Consider the following 22,237-nt stretch of genomic DNA (forward strand, 5'->3'; position numbering starts at 1 on the left):
CGTTCCGGTGGAAGGCGCTTTCCGGCCAGGACGTGCCGATCAGCCCGGGAACCAGACCCCGGGTCTGCTCGTGCTCGCGATCGGCGTCGGCTGACACCTCACGGCTGCAGCACCGCGCGCCGGCCCTCCTCGGCGGCGAGGGCCGGCGCCAGGTCGCCACGGGCGAAGACCTGCAGATCATCCAGATCGAGCCAGCCGGCCAGCTCCCGCAACGACTCGACCAGCTCGGCTGCAGTGTGCTCCGGCGCGCTCGGCTCGGCATAGGCCCCGAGCACCTGCAGCACCCGGCCGGGGCGGTCGGCCTTCAGGTCGACGCGGGCGACGATGCGGTCGCCGAGCAGGAACGGCAACACGTAGTAACCGTGCACCCGTTTCGCCTCCGGCACGTAGATCTCGATGCGGTAGAAGAAGTCGAAGAGCGCTTCGGTGCGCTCCCGGAACCACACCAGCGGGTCGAACGGACTGAGCAGCGCACGCGCACTCACCGCACGGGGCACCGTCACGTCGCGGTGCAGGTATGCCGGCTTCCGCCAGCCCTCGACGGTCACCGGCAGCAGCTCGCCGTCCTCCACGAGCGATCGCAACGCGGGGCCGACCTGCTCGCGATGCACGTTGCCCGGTGTCTGCAGCCGGAAGTAGTCGCGCAGATCGAATTCGGTTGCCACTCCGTAGGATCGGGCGGCGCGGCGGAGCAGCTCACGGGTGGCGTCCAGCAGAGTGGGCTCCGGCTGGGCGAGGACGTGAGGGGGGATCACGCGCTCGGGCAGGTCGTAGACCCGCTCGAAGGCGGTGTTGCGACGCGCGACACTGAGTTCGCCGGCGAAGAACAGGAACTCGAGCGCCTTCTTGGTGTTGGACCAGTTCCAGCCCCAGTTGTCCCGGGTGCGTGGCAGGCCGTCGTCCAGGTCGCGCGCGGTCGCCGGGCCACCCTGCTCGATCTCGCGCAGCAGTGCCTTCGGCAGCGTCGGGTCCGCCGGCACGCCGAACCAGGCATGCCCCCGGGCGCGGTAGTCACGCATGCGGTGGGTCATCACCGGCCACAGCTCCACCGGCATGTATGCCGCGCAGTGCGCCCAGTATTCGACCAGCCGCCGCGGGGCCCGGCCGGCGGCACGGTCGAGCAGCGCGACGTCGTAGCCGCCGGTCCGGGAGAAGAGCGGCATGAAGTGCGCTCGCTGCAGCACGTTGACGGAGTCGATCTGGAGCAGGCCGGTGCGCTCCACCGCGCGCGTGAGCGTGCGCATGGTGGACTGTTGGTGACGCGTGTCCCGAAACCCTTGCGACACCAGGGTGATCCGGCGCGCCTGTGCCGCGGACAACGTCCCGGATGGGGGTAGTGAGCTCACCGGACGCACTTTACGGGCGAGCACCGACATACCGCCCGAAGGCGGTCGCCGCCTCCGTTCCGGACAGGCCGGACGCCAGCAGCGCCATCAGCAGCAGCCGCGCCTTGTAGGGGTCGAGCGGCCCGGCGGGGATCAGCCCGCGGTCGGTCAGGTCGATCTCGTTGCCGGCTCCGCCGTAGGTCGCGACGTGGACGCGGCCGGCGCCGGTGCGCGAGGCGAGCACGACGGGACGCGTCGCCGCGAGCGCCGCTGCGCGGTCGGCAATCTCCGGCCGAAGGTGACCGACGCCGAACGCCGCCACCACGACACCGTCGGCGTCCTCGACTGCGTCGAAGAGCCGGCCGTCGTCGTCCAGCACCGTCACCAGCAGCGGCACCCGGGCACCCCGAACCGGCGCCGGGACGGGAGTATGGCGGGCCACCCGGGTGAGGATGCGGACGCTGCCTTCGTCCACCCGGCCGAGCGGTCCGGCGTTGGGCGAACCGAACGCGCCGACGCTGCTGGTGTGCCGCTTGGCGACGAACCGGGCAGCGTGCACCTCGTCGTTCATCACGACGAGGGCGCCGAGCCCGGAGCAGTTCCGATCGGCGGCGACGCGCAGGGCTGCCACGAGATTCGCCGGACCGTCCGGGCCCGGCAGCCCGGGGTTGCGCATGGCACCGGTGAACACGATCGGTCCGTCATGGCCCCACCACAGGTCCATCAGGAACGCGGTTTCCTCCATCGTGTCGGTGCCCTGGACCACCACGACACCCTCGGCACCGGCGGCGACGGCGTCGCCGGCCGCGACCAGGAGTTCGGCCACGTCCGCCATCGTGATGCGTGAGCTGCCGATCGCCCGGAAGTCGACGGCGTCGATCTGGATGCCCAGCTCGGTGACCGCCGCCGCGTGCAGCAGGTCACCCCCGGTGAGCCGGACCACGGCACCGCCGCCGTCGGTTCCGGTCATACTGATCGTGCCGCCGAGGAAGAAGACTGCGATCCGGGTCACGAGAACGAGCGTACGAGTTGCCGAAACCTGTTCGTGGAGTGGGTTTCAGGCCGCGAGCGCGTGCTGCGCGACGCGGACCCGGTGCAGATGCAGGCCGGCGTAACCCGCGAGTGCCACCGCGGCACCGAGCGCGGACACCAGCAGGAAGCCACCGCCGAAGCCCCAGAGGTCAATGGCGGCACCGGCGATCGGCGCTCCGAGCGCCGAGCCGGCCGTCATGAACGAGCCGTGCCAGCCCAGCGCCTCGCCCCGAGCCACCGACGGGACGACGCGGCTGACCGCATCGACGGTCGCCGTGATCGTCGGCGCACAGAACAGTCCGGAGATCAGCGCGAGCCCGGCCAGCGACCAGGTGCCGCCCGCGAACGCCATGGGCGCGGTCACGACCGCCAGACCGAGCAGCAGCAGGAACGGCTGCACCGGTCGGGAGAGCGCCCCGTAGACCAGGCCGCCGAGCAACGAGCCGGCTCCCCAGGGGACCAGCACGATGCCCATCGAGCCGACGGCGTCGAAGTCGCGCATCGCAGCGACGATCGCGACGTCGCTGCCGCCGAGCACGATGGTCGATGCAGCGGCGGCCGCGCAGACGGCGAGGAAGCCGGCCCGGAACCAGGCACGCCGCGGCACGACCTGACCGGCCGCGTCGGTTTCCGGCTCCGCAGCGCGCAGCGGCGGGTTCACGACATACAGCACGACACCGACGAGCACTCCGAGCATCTCGAGGCCGAAGAGCACGAACCGGGTGTCGAAGACGGTCGCCAGCCAGACCGCGACGACGGGACCGACCATGAAGGACAGCTCGACACTCATACCGTCGAGCGACAACCCGGTGCGCCGGTCCTTGTCGGGCACCGCGGCGATGACGCCCTGCCGGATGATCGAGAAGGTCGGCACGACGAAAAGGCCTGCCACAGTCGCGAGTACGAGCAGCAGCCAGTAGCCGACGAACGGCGCGACCGCCCAGCAGGCGGCGCTCACCACGAGCGACGGGAGCACCACACGGCGCAAGCCCATGCGGTCCAGCAGCTTGCCTCGCCACGGCCCGGACACCGCGATGGCGATCGTCGAACCCGCTGCCACGAGGCCCGCCTCGGAGTACGAGCGGCCGAGTGACTGCACGACGTGCAGCGTGAGCACGACCCCGGCGGAGAAGATCGGGATCCGCAAGAGGAAACCGAGGAGCAGCACCCGGCGGGCGTCGGTGATGTTCAAAACGTGCTGGTAGGGACGCAAGGACATGCGGGTGTCACTCCTTCGGTGGTGTCGGGAACGCGGAAGCGGCCCGAGAAGGGCCGGTTCCAATACTTCCATATCGAAATTCCCGCGGCCAGCGATTTATGCCCGCCGCGCCGGTTGCCCGCTGTGCGTCCCAGCACATCGAGAGGCACCACCCACCGCGGTGAGAACTTTCGAAAAGAAAGTTTCCGCACGCGGGAATTATCCGGAGAGATCCTCCGTTAATCCTGTTGTCCGAGGAGCCAGCCATTGAAAGGACTTTCGGGATGCCACCACACACCTCGCCGGTCGTGCGTCGTACGACGTCGAAACTGCTCGACCACGTACACCGCGGCAGGATGACCCGCACGCACGGGTCGACGTCGACGCCGCGCGAACTCCCGCGGATGCGCCCGTATGCCGAGCAACTCGCCTACGAGCGCGGAGACTCCTGACCCGCGTCGTCCTTCTCCTTCGAGCCGGTCGTTTCGAATCCCCTTGGTGGGGTACCGATTCGGCCGGCTCTCGGCATCCCGGGGACATCCGGCTCAGCCGATGGCGGCTCCCGGATGGGCGGCGGCCAGCACCTCGCGATAACGCCGTGCCGTGCTCTCACCGGCGTCCGGATCGGAGGGCTCGACCGTGGCGGCGACCGGCACCGCCCAGTCCGGGGGCGCGTCCGCACCGGACAGCGCCCACGCCGCCTGACGCGCGGCGCCCAGCGCGACGTACTCCGCCGGCTCCGGCGCCAGCACCGGCACTCCGAAAATGTCCGCGGCCGCCGAGCGCACCGTCGCAGCAGCGGCGGCGCCACCGATCAGCAGCACGCGCCGGGCGTGAATTCCGTTGTCAGCCAACGCATCAAGACATCCCCTGAGGTTGCAGAGCATGCCCTCGACATACGCCCTCGCCAGATGCGCCGGCGTCGAGTTGGAGCGGGTGATGCCGGCCAGCGTTCCGCGTGCCGTCGGTAGATTGGGTGTCCGCTCGCCGTCCAGGAACGGCAACAGGGTCAGGCCGTCCGCACCGATCGGGGCCTGCGCCGCGAGGGCGTCCAGACCAGCAAGATCCACGTTCAGAGTCCCAGCGGCGGCCACGAGCACCCGCGCCGCATTGAGCGTCGCGAGCAACGGCAGGTGGCGTCCGGTCGCGTCGGCGAAGCCGGCCACTGCGCCGCTGAGGTCCCCGACCGGTCGGTCGTGCACGGTGAACACCGCGCCGCTGGTGCCGAGCGAGACGACCACGTCACCGGGCTCGATCGCGAGTCCCAGAGCCGCCGCGGCGTTGTCGCCCGTCCCGGCCGCGACCAGCATCCCGTCGGTCGTCCGACCCGCAGCCTCCGACGGCCCGAGCACTCGCGGGAGCCCGAGCTCCCGGCCGAACGCCAGCCGCAACAGGTCGAGTCGATAGGTGCCGGTCACGGGTGACCAGTACGCCGTACCCGACGCGTCGCCGCGGTCGGTGGTCCAGCCCTCGAAACCGTTGCCGTCGGCGAGGATCCGACCGGTCAGCCAGTCGTGCGGCAGCACGACCGTCGCGGTGCGGGCGGCATTGTCCGGTTCGTTGTCGACCAGCCAACGCAATTTGGTGCCGGTGAAACTCGCCACCGGCACCAGGTCCACGGCGTCGACCCAGGCGGCCGGGCCGCCGAACTCGTCGATCATCCGGGCCGCCTGCGGTGCCGAGCTGGTGTCGTTCCACAGCATGGCATCGCGCACCAGCTCGCCGTCGGCGTCCAGGGTGACCATGCCGTGCTGTTGCCCACCGATCGCGATCGCCCGTACCCCGTCGAGCAGGCCGCCGGCTCGCGCCGAGTCGAACGCCGCCCACCAGGCCGCGGCGCTGACCTGTGTTCCGTCAGGATGTGCGGCTCGCGCCTGCCGCACGACCCGGCCGGTCGCCGCCTCGCAGACGACGATCTTGCAGGACTGGGTCGAGCTGTCGACCCCGGCGACCAATGGCTCACTCATGCTCGGCATCCCGGATCAGCATGATCGGAGGCTATCGGGTGCCCCGGTCTGCCGGTCCCCGAGCACCGGCTATGCTCGTCCATGTTAGATAAGCCTTGCCTAATTAATTCGACGAGAGGTCATCGTGCTCGCGACGTTCGTGATCGGCCTGCGCGAAGGTTTGGAAGCCGCACTGATCGTCGGCATCATCGCCACCTTCCTGCGCACGCATGGCCGCCGGCTCACTCCGATGTGGATCGGCGTGACTTTCGCTGTCGTCATCAGCGTCGCGGTGGGGGTCGTGCTGCGGCTGGTCGAGACCGCGTTGCCGCAGCAGGCACAGGAGGGCATGGAGACGGTGATCGGCGCCGTCGCGATCATCTTCGTCACCGGAATGATCATCTGGATGGCGACACACGCCCGTCACCTGAAGCGCGAGCTGGAGTCCGCCGCCCAGGACGCGCTCGGCGACGGCACGTCGCGGGCTCTGGCCGCCATGGCCTTCCTGGCTGTGCTGAAGGAGGGCTTCGAGACCGCCGTCTTCCTGCTCGCGACGTTCCACGCCGCGGACAACACCGCGGCCGCGGCCGGCGGCGCGGTGCTCGGAGTCCTGACGTCCGTCCTGGTCGGGCTCGGCATCTTCCGGGGCGGCGTGCGACTGAACCTCGGCCGATTCTTCAAGATCACCAGTGCGTTCCTCGTGCTGGTCGCCGCCGGACTGGTGCTGAGCGCGCTGCGGACGGCGCACGAGGCGCACTGGCTCAACGCCGGACAGCAGCGCACTCTCGACCTGCACTGGCTCGCGCCGAACGGGTCCATCCGCGGAGCGCTCTTCACCGGCGTGCTCGGCATCCCGCCGGACCCCCGCCTGGTCGAAGTGCTCGGCTGGATCTGCTACCTGGTGCCGATGACGCTCATCCTCTTCTGGCCGCAGCGGCACCGTCCCGGCGCCGTGGCGAGCCGCCGCCTCAAGCAACTGCTGGCCGGTGGCTGCGTCGCCGGCGCGGCGGTCCTGTTCTTCTCCGTGCCGGCCGCATCCTTGACCACACCCGACAGTGCGCCGCTGGTCGGAGCCGACGGCCGGCGAGTCGGCCAGGCCCGGCTCACCTCCGGCTCGACACCGGCCTTGGCGGTGACCCTCGACGGCCGGACCACTCGCGTCCGCTTGTCGGATCCGAGACCCGAGAGCCACGGTGGACTCGCCGCCACGCGCTACGTCGGCCACCCGGACATCACCGGCGCCGCGCCGGCCACCGTCACTCTCGACCAGCTGATCGCCATGACGGGCAACAAGCTGCCGGTCGGCTTCGACCCGGTCCGCAACCCTGGCCCGTTCGACGCACACTGGTCCCGCACCGCGACAGTCACCGCGTGGGCGTACGACGGTCGCCTGCTCGACGCCACCAGCCGGCGCACGCAGGTCGTCACGCTGACGGGCGGCGGACTGAGCTCCGCACGGACGATGTCGGTCGCACCGGCCCGCGCAGCCACTCCCTCCAGCTGGTCGGTCGGCTCGTCATACGTCGACCGGGTCGGCCACGCGAGTCTCAGCCGCGCCAGCAGCGCGGCCGAGCGCAACTTCTGGCGCCACGCCGTGCCGGTCGGCCTCCTCGTGGCCGCCGCCGGGCTGCTCGGCGCCGTGTGGTCGGCCGCGCGCCGCCCGGCCCCGTCAACCGCCGACCCCGCGAAGGTGCCGGCCGGTGCGGCCGCCTGACCTCACATCCCCTTCACCGATCGCACGCACGCCAAGGAGCACGCATGTCCCGTCAGACAACCCGCCGCATCGCGGCGACCACCCTCACTGCCGGTATGGCGGTGGCTCTGACCGCCTGCGGTTCGGCGTCGGCCGGCAGTTCGCCGAAGGGCGGCTCTCCCGCCAGCAGCACGACGAAGCCGGCAGGCAACGGTGTCACGCAGGTGAACATCACCCTGACCGGCGGCGACAGCGACGGGTGCCGGGTGGACAAGAAGTCGGCTGCCGCCGGGCCGATCACCTTCAACATCACCAACAAGAACTCCACGGCCATCACCGAGGTGGAGTTGCAGAGCGACCAGCGGATCCTCGGCGAGAAGGAGAATCTCGCGCCGGGGCTGGCCCCGGTCAAGTTCACCGTGACGCTGAGCGGTGGCACCTATCAGATCTACTGCCCGGGCGCGCAGCAGGAACTGCAGAACTTCACGGTCACCGGCTCGGCACCCACCTCCACCGGTGGCACCGCAAGCGCACTGCTCCAGCACGGCGTGAAGGGCTACGCGTCATACGTCACGACCAATGTGCAGTCGATGCAGACGGCCGTCGGCAAGCTCGTGGCCGCCATCGACCGGGGAGACCTGGCTGCCGCCACGAAGCAGTACGCGCTGGCCCGGCCGTTCTACGAGAAGATCGAGTCCGACGTCGACGGATTCGTGCTGCCCCGGTTCACACCGACCGACAATGCCGGCAACCTCGACTACCTGATCGACATGCGGCAGTCGAACCTCGATCCCAAGGCGGGCTGGCACGGGTTCCACGCGATCGAGAAGGACCTCTGGCAGGGCGGCAAGATCACCCCGCACACCAAGAAACTGGCCGCCGAACTCAAGACCAACATCGGCAAGCTGGTCGGGCTCACCAAGGGACTGACCTACCGGCCGGAAGACCTGGCCAACGGCGCCGCGGCGCTGCTGGAGGAGGTGCAGACCGAGAAGATCAAGGGCACCGAGGAGAAGTACAGCCACCTGGACCTGGTGGACTTCAACGCCAACGTCGAGGGTGCGCAGCAGGCCTTCGCCTTCCTGAAGCCGGGCCTGGAGAAGATCGACCCGACGCTGACGACGACGATCGCCAAGCAGTTCACGGCCGTCGAGGGCAAGCTCAACAAATACCGGGACGCCAAGATCGCGGGCGGCTTCGTCTACTGGACACCGGCGCTGCGCGCCAAGGACGCGTCGACGCTCAGTCAGACGGTGCAGGGCTTGCAGGACCCGCTGTCCAAGGTCGGTGAAAAGGTGGCCACCGCCCAATGAGCCGCGACGGAGTCTCCCGCCGGCGGCTGGTCCAGGGCACCGCCGGAGGTATGGCGCTGGGCGCCCTCGCCGCCGGAGGAGCCGCGTGGGGCCTGTGGCCCGAGCAGGCCGCGGCCGCCGACCGCGACCAGATCGACCTCACGACGTCGCACCCGTTCTACGACGAGGCGCACCCGTCCGGCATCGCCACCCCTCCGCAGCGCTACGCCATCTACATGACGTTCGATCTCGTCGACGGCACCATGGCGACGGACCTGCAGGCGTTGCTCGCCCGGTGGACCGCCGCCATCGCGCAGCTGATGAAGGGGCGGCCGGTCGGCCAGGTGCAGCCCACCCGCGTCGACGCGGTCGGCGGCGACAGCGGCGAGGCGACCGGGCTGGACCCGGCCAGCCTCACCGTGACCGTGGGCCTCGGCCCCGGCATCTTCGACCGCCGGTTCGGCCTGGCCGCCAAACGACCGGCGCTGCTGCGCGAGCTTCCGGACCTGCCGAGCGACCGGCTGGCCCCGGAGACCACCGGCGGTGATCTCAGCCTCCAGGTGTGCTCGGACGACCCCCAGGTCGCCTACCACGCGGTGCGCAATCTGGCCCGGATGGTGCGCGACACCGCGCACACCCGGTGGGCGGTGCTGGGCTTCGGGCGAGCGTCCGCGGGTCAGGGTCAGCAGACACCGCGCAACCTGTTCGGCTTCAAGGACGGCACCCGCAACCTGCGCACGCCGGCGGAGTTCGACAAGCACGTGTGGGTCGCCGACGGCTGGCTGGCCGGCGGCACCTATCAGGTCGTCCGCAAGATCCAGATGAACCTGGAGATCTGGGATGCCGACATGGTCAGCGACCAGGAGAACATCTTCGGCCGCACCAAGCTCGAGGGTGCGCCGCTCTCCGGCGGCCACGAGATGACCACCCCGAACTTCGCCGCGACCGGTGCCGACGGCAAACCCCAGATCCCGCTGACCTCACACGTCGCGCTGGCGGCGCACGAGAACAACAACGGCATCCAGATCCTGCGCCGTGGCTACAACTACACCGACGGGATCAACCAGGACGGCCAGCTCGACGCGGGGCTGCTCTTCGTGTGCTACCAGAACGACCCGGCACACTTCATCGCGCTACAGACCAAGCTCGGTGCGTCGGACCGAATGAACGAATACGTCCAGCACATCGGCTCCGGCATCTTCGCTGTCCCGCCCGCACCCAGGACCGGCCACTACATCGGCGAGCAGCTCTTCACCTGACACGCATGGACGACGATTCCCCGACCCCCTCTCCCGAAAGGCTCACCAAATCTCGAAAGGCTCAGAAAACCCCTCGCAAAGCCGTGCCGATCTGAGCCCCTCAACACTTATCTGAGCCTGTCGATGGGGAGGAAGGCACGCTTGGGGAGCGGCCCGTCCGGCACCGGCCAGCCACCGTCCAGGACCGGACGCAGGCCGTGGGCCGCGAGTACGAGATGCAGTTTTCCGGGTGGCAGCGCGTCAGCCCAGCCCCACCGGCCGACGTCGTGAACGTCCGGGTGGCGTCGCAATCGTTGCTCGCGCCGCTTCTCTTGCAGCAGCGCATCCACGGCTTCTCGGCCCGAGTCATCTTCTGGCACAGCGTATTTCAAGTCGCCGTCGCTCTCCCCTACGAGTCCGAGCTGGGGCCAGTAGCAGTCGGTACGGCCGATGAGTCCTTCGCCGTCGTAGAACCAGTGTTGGAGTTCTGGCATCGGCAAGCTCAGCTGGAACATCCGGGTCCGACTCAATGATTCAAGCGGGGACTCGGCTCTGCCGTCGGCCAGATGTATGGCGAGCTCCGCCATACGGCGACCGCGGCGGCCTCTGGGAACCCGCTCGAGTTCGGTGAGCAGCAAGTCGCGAGTGGTCAATTCGAGGTGAAGCGCGTTGTCGCACACCGAGATACCCGACTCGAGCCGGGCGTCCCGCGCATGATCGACGAGTGTTTGCTCGTAGGGAGTCACGAGAAACCCGCCGATGTCCACCGCCTCCGTCGACAAGTCGGTTCGTCGACGCCGCACGTTCGGCGTCCGGCCGCGCGTCCCAGGGGGCACGAGGTGCTCCACCCATCGTGAAGTCGCACCGATCGCTGGCAGATCCCATATCGCCCTCGCCGTGCCGTGTGAGAAGACCGGGGGACTGTCCGCTGCATCGCTCACTGCACAGGCCATGACGATGAGTGCGTCGTCCGGAGCCAGCTCACCTCCCCAGAATGCGTAGGCGTTTCGCCGTAGCTTGTCCAGTTCGCCGACTCGCAGACCGAACGCCCGCAGCCGGTGCTGGGGTGTCGATTGCACCGTGGCGTGCAACTGCTCGACGTGCGCCGCTCTTGCCTGCATGTGGTTCGCCAGCGGCGATGCGAAGGCGGACGTGTCCGATGAGATGCTCATGCCGAGTGACCGTGGCACCAGTCGCGCATGGGCCGCAGAACTTGTCCACAGCCCTCTTGCCGAGAGGCTCAGAAACAGGTCGAGGGGCTCAGTAAACGGGCCGATTTCAGCGTGTGTTGCTGAGCCTCTCGGACATTGGTGAGCCTCTCGGCAATTGGGTTGGCGGTCAGTCGCCGAGGCGGGTGATCGTGTCGCGCAGGGTGGCTGCGGCGCCCTTCGCGTGCAGCAAGTCCAGCGCCGCGACGTAGGGGCCGGTGAATGCCTCCTGCTCCACGAGATCGCCGAACAGGCTCGGATCGCGCAGGAACGCGAGCCGGTCGTCCGCCTGCCGCGCCGCCGCGGCCACGACCTGATCCTTGCGATGGTCGACGATCTCGATGGGGTGGCCCTGCTCGTCGACGCCCTCGGCATACCGCGCCCAGGACGCGACGACCAGCGCCGCGCGGTCCACAGCACGCCCCGCCGCCAGGTCCGCCTGGATCACCGGCACCAGCCATTTCGGGATGCGGTCGCTGCTCTCGGCACAGAGGCGGGCGAGCGTGTCACGGATCTCGGGGTTGGCGAAGCGGTCGATCAGCTCGTGCTCGTATGCCGTGAGGTCGACACCAGGCACCGGCGGCAGCGTCGGCTCGCCCTCGTGTTTCATGTATCCGAACAGGAATCGGGCGAACTCCTCGTCCTGCGCTACCTCGTGCGCATAGCGGTAACCCGCGAGGTACCCGAGATAGCAGAGCGCCTGATGACTGGCGTTGAGCAGCCGCAGCTTCATCAGCTCGTAGGGCATCACGTCCGGCACCACCTGGACGCCGGCATCCTCCAACGGCGGTCTCCCCGTAGGGAATCGGTCCTCCAGGACCCACTGGGTGAACGGTTCCGTGACGACCGGCCAGGCGTCGTCGATCCCGAACTCGTCGGCGAGCCGGGCGATGTCCTCCTCCGTCGTCACCGGCGTGATGCGGTCGACCATGCAGTTCGGGAACGAGACGTTGGCGTCGATCCAGCTGCCGAGCTCCTCGTCCTTCAGCCGCGCGAACGCGGTGATCGTGCGGTGGGCGACGTCGCCGTTGCCCGGCAGGTTGTCGCAGGTCATCACCGTGAACGGCGCGACGCCCGCAGCGCGCCGACGTCGCAACGCCTCGACGATGAAGCCGAATGCCGTTGACGGGACCGCATTTTCGGCGAGGTCCGACTGGATCGACGGATGGTGCGGATCGAACTCGCCGGTGACCTGATCGATCAGGTAGCTGCCCTCGGTGATCGTCAGCGACACGATCCGGGTGGCGGGGTCGCTCATCACGGCGAGCACCGCGTCGGGGTCACTCGGCGCGTGGAGCAGTCGCTGGATCGAGCCGATGACCCGCGGCTCGAGCCGCCCGTCGGGATGCTTGACGACCAACGTGTAGAGACCGTCCTGCGCGTTGAGGACCTCGACGATCCGTTTGTCCCGGGGCAGCACCCCGACGCCGGTGAACGCCCAATCCATTGCAGTACCACCGGACATCAGCGCGTCGACATACATCGCCTGGTGCGCCCGGTGAAAGCCGCCGACACCCAGGTGCACGATGCCGCTGGTCATCGCCGAGCGGTCGTATGACGGCACCACTACTCGCGGGTCGAGCGAATCCACCGTGCCTGCAGAGAGTTTCGTCGCCATCGAGGTCACCGTACCGCGCCCATCGACAGACCCTGGACGAGCTTGTCCTGGGCGGCGAAGCCGGCCGCCAGCACCGGCAGCGACACGACGAACGACGCGGCACACACCTGCGCGAGGAACAAGCCCTGGCTGGTCACGAACCCGGTGAGGAAGACCGGTGCCGTCTCCGCGCGGGTGCCGGTCAGCACCCGGGCGAAGAGCAGTTCGTTCCAGCTGAAGATGAAGCAGATCAGCGCCGCCGACGCGATGCCCGGCATCACCACCGGCGCGATGATCTCGCGGAGCGTGCGGATCAGCCCGGCGCCGTCGACCTGCGCTGCTTCGAGCATCTCCGACGGGATCTCCGCCAGGAAGGACCGCAGCATCCACACCGCGATCGGCAGGTTCATCGATGTGTAGAGGATGACGAGCAACCAGATGTTGTCGAGGAAGTGGATCTTCTCGGCGAAGAGGTAGACCGGCAACAGGGCTGCCACGACAGGCATGAACTTGGTCGACAGGAAGAAGAACAGCACGTCGCTCCACTTCCTCACCGGCCGGATGGACAGTGCGTATGCCGCCGGCAGTGCCAGGCACAGCACGAGTGCCGTGGAGATGATGCTCGCGGTCAGCGAGTTGAGGATCGGCGGCCACGGGTTGCCGCCGAAGAAGGCACGGTAGCCCTGAACACTGAACGCCGACAGCACTTTCGGTGGGTTGGTCGCGGCGTCGGTCTCCGAGTGGAACGACGTCCAGATCATCCAGGCAACCGGGAAGACGAACAGCACCGAGATGATCCAGGTGGCGCCGGTCAGTAACACTCCCGACCGCTTGTTGCTGCCGGCGACGCGCAGTTGCGGGCCGGCCTGGGCGGCTTTGACGGTGGTCATTTACCTGGTTCCTTCCCGGAAGAGGCTGAGCACGGTGCGGAGCGCGAAGGTCGCGATGATGATCGTGCCGATCACCACGATGACCCCGGCTGCCGACGCGGTGCCGTAATCGTGTGCGGAATAGAAGGTTTCGTAGATGTAGTACGGCAGGTTGGCCGTGCCCAGGCCACCGGAGGTGATCGTGAAGACGGCGTCGAAGTTCTGCACGATGTAGATCGCGCCGAGCAGCCCGGACAACTCGATGTACTGCCGAAGGTGCGGCAACGTCATGTTGGTGAAGATCTGCCAGCTCGACGCACCGTCGATCTTCGCCGCCTCGACGACGTCCATCGGCCGGCTCTGCAGGCCGGCGAGCAGGATCAGCATCATGAACGGCGTCCACTGCCAGACCAGCGCGACGATGATCGAGATCAGTGGATGGTCGCTGATCCAGTCCGGCTGCGGCGCGCTGTCGCCGAAGACCCACCGCAGCACGCCGTTCAGCAGGCCGTACTGCGCGTTGTAGAGCGCGTGCTTCCAGAGCAGCGCCGCCGCGACCGGCACGATGAGGAACGGCGTGATCATGAGCGTCCGGGCCACGCTGCGGCCGAGGAACTTGCGGTCCAGCAACAGCGCGATCCCCAGGCCGATCACCAGGCTGACCAGCACGACACCGACGGTCAGCAGGATGGTGACGATGATCGCCTCACGTGCGTTGACGTCGGTCAGCACCGTGGCGAAGTTGTCGATGCCGGCAAAGCCCCGATCGCCCGGGTAATAGGCGTTCCAGTTCATGAACGAGATCACCAGAGTCGCGATGAACGGGATCTGGGTGACGATGATCATGAAGATCAACGCAGGCAGCAGCGGAGCCCGACGGGCCCACGCACCGGCCTTCGCCAGTGACGACTTGCCTTGGGCGACAGCAGGTTCCGCCGTCATGGTGGATTCAGCAGTCATGGGTCACTCTCCTGCCCGCTTGCGGTATTGCTTTGCCACGTCGTCGGCCAGCTGCTGCCCGCGGCTCAGCGCGCTCGCGACCGACTTCTTGCCGGCGATCGCCGAACTGATGTCCTGGCTCACCTCGGTGCCGAGGTTGGTGAACTCGGGAATGTCGACGAACTGGATGCCGGCCACCGGATGCGGCTGGACTCCGGGGTTGTTCGGATCGACCGACGAGATCGCGTGCAGGGTGGGATCGGCGAATGCCTTGGCCTGCGCGACGTACTTCGGGTTGGAGTAGAGCGACTTGCGATAACCGGACGGGACCTGTGTCCAGCCGAGCTTCTCGCCGACCAGTTGCTCGTACTCCTTGCTGCTCGCCCAGGAGATGAACTTCCAGGCGGCGTCCTTCTTGGTGCTGGACTGCTCGATCGCCCAGGCCCAGGTGTAGAGCCAGCCGGCGTTCTTGGTCTTCACGACGGGTGCCGGCGCGTAACCGATCTTGCCCTTGACCGGCGAGCCGGTCGCCTCGAGCGAGCCGGCCGCCGAGGTCGCGTCGTACCACATGGCCACGCTGCCCTGCGTGAGGTCGTTGAGGCACTCGGTGAATCCTGCTTGTGCCGCGCCCTTTTCGCCGTACTTGCGGACCAGATTGACGTAGAAGTTCGTCGCGTCGGTGAAGCCTTTGCCGTCCACCTGCGCCTGCCAGTCCTTGGTGAACCACGTGCCGCCGAAGGTGTTGACGACGGTGGTGAGCGGTGCCATCACCTGGCCCCAGCCGGGCTGGCCGCGCAGACAGATGCCCGCCATACCGGGTTTGGCACCGTTGACCTTCTGGGCGATGTCCGCGACCTGCTGCCAGGTCGGGTGCGCGGGCATCGTGATGCCCTTGGCCGCCAGGATGTCCTTGCGGTACATCAGGAACGACGACTCACCGTAGAACGGCTCGGCATACACCTTGCCGTTCACCGTCAGCGCGGTCTGCATGGGCTTCAGGATGTCCTGCTGGTCGAAGCCGGGATCCTTGGCGATGTATGACGAGAGCGGCGCGACCCACCCGGTCTTGGCGTAGATCGGGATCTCGAAGTTGGACAGGCTCGCGACGTCGTACTGCCCGGCCTGCGAGGAGAACTCCTGGCTCGCCTTGTCGCGCAGGTCGTCCTCGGGCAGCACGGTGTAGTTGACCTGGATGCCGGTCTTCTTCGTGAAGTACTTGTCGGTGAGCTTCTGCAGGTCGATCATCTGCGGGTTGTTGACCATCAGCACGTTGATGGTGTGACTCCCGCCGCCGCCTCCTCCGCCGCCCCAGCCTGCGGCCGCGCCGCAACCGGAAACCGTCGTCATGGCGATCGCGGCTGCCGCGAGCACGGCGATCCGTCTCCTACGACCAGTCATGCGTCCTCCTCCGATGCTCATTTGAGCGATTAGATGCGCAGATGAGTACAGTGTGGCATACGCAACACTGTCGTGGGCGGATCGGAACGCAGCAGAATCAGTAAGGAGCCAGCGATGAGCGACGAAGAGGCGCCGGAACGCTCCAGTGCGGGCTCCGGACGGGCCCTGCTCGCTGACGTCGCGCGGCGCTTCTACCTGCAGGACCAGTCGAAGATCGACATCGCGGCGGCGCTCGGGATCTCCCGGTTCAAGGTCGCCCGGCTGCTGGAGACGGCCCGCGCCACCGGCGTGGTCCGCATCGAGATCGCCGGCGTGCCGAGCGCGGATCACGCGCTCTCCCAACAGCTTTCCGCCGCTCTGGGGATCGACGGGGCGGTGGTGCTGCGCACCCACGAAGGCCGGTCCGCGGCCGAGGTGCGACGGGACATCGGGACGCTGGCCGCGGCCGAGCTCACCCACCTGCTGACAGCGGAGGACGTGCTCGGCCTGCCCTGGTCGCGCAGTGTGGCTGCGACGGTCGGCATGCTGCGCGCCCTCCCCCCGGTGCCGATCGTCCAGTTGTCGGGCGCGCTCGCCATACCCGATCTGCAATCGCCGGTGGACCTGGTCCGGTCCGCGGCCAACCTGAGCGGCGGCACCGCCCACCACTTCTATGCGCCGCTCGTCGCGACCGATCCGGCAAGCGCCCGGATGCTCCGACGCCAACCGCAGGTCAGCGAGGCGCTCAGCCACGTCGCGCAGGTCACCGTCGCGGTCGTCGGCATCGGCGGCTGGGCCGCCGGCGAGTCCACCCTCTACGACCTGGCGACCAGCGAGGAGCGCGTCGCGATGCGGTCGGCAGGAGCGATCGGCGAGATCAGCGGAGTCTTCATCGACGAGGCAGGCCATGCGGTGGGCGGCGGTCTCGCGGACCGCATCATCACGCTCTCCGACGAACAGCTGGTCGCCATACCGACCGTCATCGGGCTGGTCAGCGGCGCGGCACGTGCGCCGATCGTGCGGGCCGCGATCGCCGGCGGCAAGGTCAGCCGACTGGTGGTCGATGAGACGCTTGCACGAGCGCTGCTGGCATAGCGATATCGTTTCGGCCGTGGCACAACACTTTGACGTCGTCGTCCTCGGTGCAGGCCCCGGTGGGTATGTCGCAGCGATCCGCGCGAGCCAGCTGGGCCTCAAGACCGCCATCATCGAGAAGCAGTACTGGGGCGGTGTCTGCCTCAATGTCGGCTGCATCCCGTCCAAGGCGCTGTTGCGCAACGCGGAGATCGCGCACATCCTGACCAAGGAGGCCAAGACCTTCGGCATCTCCGGTGAGGTGTCGATGGACTTCGGCACGGCGTGGAAGCGCAGCCGCGGCGTCGCGGACGCCAGCGCCAAGGGCGTCCACTACCTGATGAAGAAGAACTCCATCACCGAGTTCGAGGGCACGGGCACCTTCACCGACGCGCACACGATCCAGGTGCAGCTCACCTCCGGTGACACCGAGACCGTCAGCGCCGACAAGGTGATCATCGCGACCGGGGCCACGACCCGGCTCATCCCGGGCACCGAGCTGTCCGACCGGGTCGTGACCTACGAGGAGCAGATCCTCACCGACAACCTGCCGAAGTCGATCATCATCGCCGGATCCGGTGCGATCGGTGTCGAATTCGCATACGTCCTCACCAATTACGGCGTCGACGTGACCATCGTCGAGTTCCTGGACCGGATGGTGCCGACCGAGGACGCGGACGTGTCCAAGGAGCTGCTCCGGCACTACAAGAAGCTCGGCGTGAAGGTGATGCTCTCGACCAAGGTCGAGAAGATCGAGGACACCGGTTCCGGACCGGTCAAGGTCACCGTCTCCCCCGCCGCCGGCGGTGAGTCCACCGTGCTCGAGGCCGACAAGGTGCTGCAGGCGATCGGTTTCGCGCCGCGCCTGGACGGTTACGGGTTGGAGGCGACCGGCGTCGCCATCACCGACCGCGGCGCGATCGCGGTCGACGAGCGCGGCCGCACCAACGTGGACGGCGTCTACGCGATCGGCGACGTCACCGGCAAGCTGATGCTGGCGCACACCGCCGAGGCGATGGGCGTCGTCGCCGCCGAGACCATCGGCGACGCCGAGACGGTCGAGATCGACTTCGACATGATCCCGCGCGCGACGTTCTGCCAGCCGCAGATCGCGTCCTTCGGCTACTCCGAGCAGCAGGCCAAGGACAAGGGGTATGACGTCAAGACCGCGTCGTTCCCCTTCTCCGCCAACGGCAAGGCCCGCGGTATGGCGGAGACGGCCGGCTTCGTCAAGATCGTCGCGGATGCCGAGCACAACGAACTGCTCGGCGCGCACCTCATCGGCCCCGAGGTGACCGAACTGCTGCCCGCGCTGACGCTGGCGCAGAAGTGGGACCTGACCGCGGACGAGGTCGCCCGCAACATCTTCGCCCACCCGACGCTGTCCGAGGCGATGAAGGAAGCCGTCGAGGGCATCGTCGGCCACATGATCAACCTCTGACCTGCCGCGCCCCTCTCTCGCCGAGAGGCTCAGAAGCGCACCGAGAGGCTCAGTAAATCGCCGTCACACGAGGGGTTTTGCTGGGCCTCTCGGCAATTGCTAGGCCTTTCGGCAATTGTGCACCGCGTCGGGGTTGCGCGCCTCGATGCCGGCGATGAGCAGGTCGACACCGAAACCGAAGCGCTCCTCGCTGTCACCGTCCATCATCGAATCGACGTTGGCCGTGATCGCCGGGTAGCGATCAGCCGGTAGCTGGGCGAAGTAGTCGCGGATCTGCGCGACCCACTCCTCCCCCGCGCGCTGTGCGGACGCCTCGTCGGTCGTCCTGAACCGCTCCTGGAGCAGGTGCCCCTCGAGCGCGTCCGCACCGATGTAGAGCGCGAGCCGATCGAACAGCCACGACGCGTCACGTGCGCCCACCCCCTGGTCGATCATCGCCGCGAGCAACAGCTCCACGCCGTCCAGCGCCTCGGCCCCGGTCGGTATGTCGGCAAAGCTCAGCTTCGCCAGATCGCGATGCCGGCGAAGCAATCGGTACATCCCCCAGGCGAATTCCCGGAGCATCTCCTGCCACGGACGGCCCGGCTCGGGGTTCGCGACCTCGGTCAGCGCGAGCTCGTATGCCGCCGCGAGCAACTCGTCCTTGCCTGCGACATACGCATAGAGACTGGCCGGACCGGTGCCCAGCTCGGTGGCGACCCTGCGCATGCTGACCGCGTCGACACCGTCGGCGTCGACGATCTCCAGCGCCTTCGCCACGATCGCCTCCCGACTGAGCGCGGGCCGGTCACGCCTGCGCTGCGGTCGCCGCGGTCGACGCCACGGCGCGGGCGGCAGGTCTTCGGTCGTCATACGAACACTGTACTTGACGCGAACGCCGTTCGTAGATAGAACAGTGCCTCGCTCATGACGACTCAAGCCGCCCCGCCCGAAACAACCGACCACCCGCCGGCCGTCTACCGCTGGCGCTGGATCGCCCTGCTCGTCGTGCTCTGCGCCGAAGTGATGGATCTGCTCGACTCCCTCGTCACGAGCATCGCCGGACCGAGCATCACCCGCGATCTGGGCGGCGGCGGCGTGACCATCCAGTGGCTGTCCGCCGGCTACACACTCGCCATGGCGGCCGGGCTGCTCGTCGGCGGCCGGCTCGGCGACATGTTCGGCCGCAAGCGCATGTTTCTCACCGGCATGGCCGGCTTCACGGTGTTCTCGCTGCTCTGTGCCGGCGCCCAGGATCCGGCCGTGCTGATCGGCTGCCGTGTGTTGCAGGGTCTGCTCGGTGCCACGCTGCTGCCGCAGGGTCTCGGCATCATCAACGAGATGTTCCCGCCCGAGGAACGCGCGAAGGCATTCGGGGCGTTCGGCCCGATCATGGGCATCGGCGCGGTGGGCGGCCCGATCCTCGCCGGCTGGCTCATCGACGCCGACCTCGCCGGTCTGGGCTGGCGGGCGATCTTCGCGATCAACATCCCGATCGGGATCGCCGGGCTCATCGGAGCCGTCCGCTATCTGCCGAAGAACCGTCCCGACCGCGGGCTGCGCCTCGACGTCCCCGGCGTCCTGCTGGCCGCCGGCGGCATGTTCCTGCTCGTGTATCCGCTGGTCCAAGGACGGGAACACGGTTGGCCGGTATGGTGTTTCGCGATGATGGCCGTGTCGCTGCTGTCCTTCACTGCTTTCGGGTTCCTCGAGCGCAGCCGCGATCGTGCCGGACGGTCGACTCTGGTCGTCCCGACGCTGTTCAGCAAGCGTGCGTTCACCGGCGGGCTGATCACCGGGCTGGCCTTCTTCAGCGCGTTGATGGGGTCCTCACTCGTGCTGACGCTCTACCTGCAACTCGGTCTGCACTACACGCCGTTGCAGGCGGGCCTGACCGCCATACCCCAGGCTGGGGCCATGATGGTCGGCTTCGTTCTCGGTCAGCCGCTCACCGCGCGACTCGGCCGAACCACCATGCACCTCGGTTACGTGGTGGTCGCAGTCGGCCTGGCCGTGATGATCGGCACGATCGGCTGGTCCGGCGCCGGAATCGACGGGCTGCGCCTGGCTCCGGCGCTGGCCGTCATCGGCCTCGGCATGGGTATGGCGATGACGCCCTTCTTCGACATCGTGATGAGCGGCGTGGAGGACCACGAGTCGGGCTCCGCGTCCGGGTCGATGACCGCGGTGCAGCAGATCGGCAGCTCCCTCGGTGTGGCCGTGCTCGGCACGGTGTTCTTCAGCCAGGCCGACGGGACCACCAGCTCTCTCGCCGCCCTCTTCGGCCACGCTACGCAGGTCACGGCGTGGGTGGCCATCGCGGCGGTCGGCGTCGCGTTCGCGCTGACCTTCCTGCTGCCCAGGCACGCCCGCCACCACCTCCCACCCACCCACTGACCAACCCCGGCCTCACTGCGCCGAGAGGCTCAGAAACACACTGAGAGGCTCAGCAATCCGCCGTCGAAGGAGCGGAATTACTGAGCCTCTCGGCCATTGCTGAGCCTCTCGGTGAGGGGAGGGTGTGGGTCAGGGAGTGGCGGAGACGACGGAGAAGGCCAGGCCGTCGATGCGGGCGCGGGTCTCCCCGTCTGTCGCGATCTGCTCACCGACCCGCTGGGCCAGCGCCTGCAGCTCCTGCTGGGTCAGACCGGGCAGCACGCTGAGGACGACGCGCAACTCACCCGGCGCACCACCGGCCTCGCACCTCGCCGCGGCGATGTCCGGCTCGTCGAGAGTCGCCTGCGAAACCGCTGCTTGGACATGGGCATCCAGGTGCGGCGGTCGCCACGTCATACGTTGGGACAGGGCCCAGAGCATGCTCGGGCGCAACACCAGCGACCGCGTCGCGACGTCCAGCACCATCACGTCACACTGCTCGGCGATCGCCGCCTGCGCGGCCAGGTCGGCCCGCACCGGTGACGGTCTCGCGGCCGCGTCCCAGGCGGCCAGCGCCGCGGTGTCGGTGAAGACCGGCAGCGCGCGCTCGCCCGACGGTGCGGTCAGCGTCACCACCGCCATGTCAGTGCTCTTCTCCACAGCGTGCTCGCCGGACTCGTCGACGTCCGTCGGCGCGGCCACGATCGGCACCAGAAGCCGTGCCCGGGCGAGCGCCGCCATCAGCCGCTCCTCGTCGCGTGGGTCTGCCAGCGCCAGCGCGAGTTGCGGGTCGATCGAACCGTCGTCGTCATCGAAACCGGTGCCGGACAGCGAGCGCCCCGAGAAGGACTGGCCGGCCGAGTCCGCGCGACCGTCGCTCATTGCGGACGGCCTGCCAGATCGAGCGCGTCGCCGAGCTCGAACGCGCCCCGGTAGAGCGCGGACCCGATGATCGCGCCCTCGACCCCGGCCGGGACGAGTTCGCGCAGCGCCCGGATGTCGTCCAGCGTCGACACGCCGCCGGACGCGACGACGGGGCGATCCGTGCGGGCGCAGACCTCTTGCAGCAGAGCGATATTGGGCCCCTGCAGCATGCCGTCCTTCGCGACGTCGGTCACGACGTAGCGAGCGCAGCCCTCGCGGTCCAACCGGTCGAGCGTCTCCCAGAGGTCGCCGCCCTCCTTCGTCCAGCCACGAGCCGCCAGCGTCGTACCGCGGACGTCGAGCCCGACCGCGATGCGGTCCCCGTGGGCCGCGATGGCCTGCGCGGTCCACTCGGGGTCCTCCAGCGCGGCCGTGCCGAGGTTGACCCGGCGACACCCCGTCGCCAGCGCGGCGGTCAGCGACGCCTCGTCCCGTATGCCGCCGGACAGCTCGACCTTGAGATCGAGCTGCCGGATGATGCCGGCGAGCAGCTCCGCGTTGCTGCCTCGCCCGAAGGCCGCGTCGAGGTCGACCAGGTGCAGCCATTCGGCGCCCGCGTCCTGCCAGGCCCGGGCCGCGGCCAGCGGGTCACCGAACTGTCCGCCGGTCCCCGCCACGCCCTGCACGAGCTGCACGGCCTGCCCGCCGGCCACGTCGACCGCGGGCAGCAGTTCGAGCCTCGGCGCCTCGTCAACCATCGAATTCTCCTCCTAGTGCGTGTGTTTCAAG

Annotated in this window: 19 protein-coding genes; 7 read left to right on the top strand and 12 right to left on the bottom strand. The window is 68.6% G+C overall.

The genetic code is table 11. The features are described from left to right. Nucleotides 1-98: 98 nt before the first annotated feature. Genes ACN8HC_RS13550 through ACN8HC_RS13560 form a run of 3 tightly spaced genes read right to left on the bottom strand, consistent with a single transcriptional unit; the run spans nt 99 to nt 3,576 of the window. The gene (locus ACN8HC_RS13550) at nt 99-1,346 is read right to left on the bottom strand and encodes a winged helix-turn-helix domain-containing protein (RefSeq protein WP_490075367.1); all 1,248 of its coding nucleotides are present in this window, start codon (nt 1,344-1,346) and stop codon (nt 99-101) included. A gap of 10 nt (nt 1,347-1,356) precedes the next feature. Beyond that, entirely contained in the window at nt 1,357-2,337 is a 981-nt protein-coding gene (locus tag ACN8HC_RS13555; RefSeq protein WP_490075368.1) for an asparaginase, read from the bottom strand. Nucleotides 2,338-2,382: 45 nt separating this feature from the next. Then, nucleotides 2,383-3,576 (bottom strand): MFS transporter, encoded by a 1,194-nt coding sequence (locus ACN8HC_RS13560; protein WP_490075369.1) that lies wholly within the window; start codon nt 3,574-3,576, stop codon nt 2,383-2,385. Nucleotides 3,577-3,839: 263 nt separating this feature from the next. Between ACN8HC_RS13560 and ACN8HC_RS13565 the strand changes: the two genes are divergently transcribed. Continuing rightward, on the top strand, nt 3,840-4,007 hold the full coding sequence (locus tag ACN8HC_RS13565; protein ID WP_490075370.1) for a hypothetical protein: 168 nt from the start codon (nt 3,840-3,842) through the stop codon (nt 4,005-4,007). 93 nt (nt 4,008-4,100) lie between these two features. Here ACN8HC_RS13565 and ACN8HC_RS13570 read toward each other — a convergent pair whose 3' ends face one another. Further along, entirely contained in the window at nt 4,101-5,522 is a 1,422-nt protein-coding gene (locus ACN8HC_RS13570) for a xylulokinase (RefSeq protein WP_490075371.1), read from the bottom strand. Between the two features lie 124 nt (nt 5,523-5,646). Between ACN8HC_RS13570 and efeU the strand changes: the two genes are divergently transcribed. From efeU to ACN8HC_RS13585, 3 genes are read left to right on the top strand one after another with little or no spacing between them, the layout of a single operon-like run. After that, complete coding sequence (gene efeU, locus ACN8HC_RS13575) at nt 5,647-7,215, top strand: iron uptake transporter permease EfeU (protein WP_490075372.1); 1,569 nt, start codon at nt 5,647-5,649, stop codon at nt 7,213-7,215. A 44-nt stretch (nt 7,216-7,259) separates the two neighbouring features. Beyond that, nucleotides 7,260-8,507 carry an iron uptake system protein EfeO gene (gene efeO / locus ACN8HC_RS13580; protein ID WP_490075373.1) on the top strand — a complete coding sequence of 416 codons (1,248 nt, stop codon included), beginning with the start codon at nt 7,260-7,262 and terminating at the stop codon, nt 8,505-8,507. After that, complete coding sequence (locus ACN8HC_RS13585; RefSeq protein WP_490075374.1) at nt 8,504-9,745, top strand: Dyp-type peroxidase; 1,242 nt, start codon at nt 8,504-8,506, stop codon at nt 9,743-9,745. Before efeO ends, ACN8HC_RS13585 begins: the two co-directional genes overlap by 4 nt. Before the next feature lie 107 nt (nt 9,746-9,852). On the opposite strand, the gene ACN8HC_RS13590 is transcribed toward ACN8HC_RS13585, so the two are convergent. The 5 genes from ACN8HC_RS13590 to ACN8HC_RS13610 form a co-directional block, all read right to left on the bottom strand. Beyond that, nucleotides 9,853-10,491, bottom strand: a complete 639-nt coding sequence (locus ACN8HC_RS13590; protein WP_490075375.1) for a hypothetical protein — start codon at nt 10,489-10,491, stop codon at nt 9,853-9,855. Nucleotides 10,492-11,062: 571 nt separating this feature from the next. Beyond that, nucleotides 11,063-12,550 carry a mannitol dehydrogenase family protein gene (locus ACN8HC_RS13595; RefSeq protein WP_490075376.1) on the bottom strand — a complete coding sequence of 496 codons (1,488 nt, stop codon included), beginning with the start codon at nt 12,548-12,550 and terminating at the stop codon, nt 11,063-11,065. 5 nt (nt 12,551-12,555) lie between these two features. Next, on the bottom strand, nt 12,556-13,419 hold the full coding sequence (locus ACN8HC_RS13600) for a carbohydrate ABC transporter permease (RefSeq protein WP_490075377.1): 864 nt from the start codon (nt 13,417-13,419) through the stop codon (nt 12,556-12,558). Beyond that, nucleotides 13,420-14,358, bottom strand: coding sequence for a carbohydrate ABC transporter permease (locus tag ACN8HC_RS13605; protein WP_490075378.1), 939 nt, complete (start codon nt 14,356-14,358; stop codon nt 13,420-13,422). Nucleotides 14,359-14,361: 3 nt separating this feature from the next. Beyond that, complete coding sequence (locus ACN8HC_RS13610) at nt 14,362-15,735, bottom strand: ABC transporter substrate-binding protein (RefSeq protein WP_490075379.1); 1,374 nt, start codon at nt 15,733-15,735, stop codon at nt 14,362-14,364. 114 nt (nt 15,736-15,849) lie between these two features. Here ACN8HC_RS13610 and ACN8HC_RS13615 point away from each other — a divergent pair, with 114 nt between their 5' ends. Further along, nucleotides 15,850-16,809, top strand: coding sequence for a sugar-binding transcriptional regulator (locus ACN8HC_RS13615; protein ID WP_490075380.1), 960 nt, complete (start codon nt 15,850-15,852; stop codon nt 16,807-16,809). Nucleotides 16,810-16,825: 16 nt separating this feature from the next. Further along, nucleotides 16,826-18,229, top strand: a complete 1,404-nt coding sequence (lpdA, locus tag ACN8HC_RS13620) for a dihydrolipoyl dehydrogenase (protein WP_490075381.1) — start codon at nt 16,826-16,828, stop codon at nt 18,227-18,229. Between the two features lie 99 nt (nt 18,230-18,328). Here the strand turns inward: lpdA and ACN8HC_RS13625 are convergent, their stop codons facing one another. Beyond that, nucleotides 18,329-19,081 (bottom strand): TetR/AcrR family transcriptional regulator C-terminal domain-containing protein, encoded by a 753-nt coding sequence (locus ACN8HC_RS13625; protein WP_490075382.1) that lies wholly within the window; start codon nt 19,079-19,081, stop codon nt 18,329-18,331. A gap of 54 nt (nt 19,082-19,135) precedes the next feature. On the opposite strand from ACN8HC_RS13625, the gene ACN8HC_RS13630 reads away from it, so the two are divergent. Continuing rightward, on the top strand, nt 19,136-20,605 hold the full coding sequence (locus ACN8HC_RS13630) for an MFS transporter (protein ID WP_490075383.1): 1,470 nt from the start codon (nt 19,136-19,138) through the stop codon (nt 20,603-20,605). 129 nt (nt 20,606-20,734) lie between these two features. On the opposite strand, the gene ACN8HC_RS13635 is transcribed toward ACN8HC_RS13630, so the two are convergent. Both ACN8HC_RS13635 and priA read right to left on the bottom strand, forming a co-directional pair. Then, complete coding sequence (locus tag ACN8HC_RS13635) at nt 20,735-21,466, bottom strand: SseB family protein (protein ID WP_490075384.1); 732 nt, start codon at nt 21,464-21,466, stop codon at nt 20,735-20,737. After that, nucleotides 21,463-22,206 carry a bifunctional 1-(5-phosphoribosyl)-5-((5-phosphoribosylamino)methylideneamino)imidazole-4-carboxamide isomerase/phosphoribosylanthranilate isomerase PriA gene (gene priA, locus ACN8HC_RS13640; RefSeq protein ID WP_490075385.1) on the bottom strand — a complete coding sequence of 248 codons (744 nt, stop codon included), beginning with the start codon at nt 22,204-22,206 and terminating at the stop codon, nt 21,463-21,465. Before priA ends, ACN8HC_RS13635 begins: the two co-directional genes overlap by 4 nt. Nucleotides 22,207-22,237: the final 31 nt, after the last annotated feature.

Source organism: Flexivirga sp. YIM B11880 (assembly GCF_058148645.1).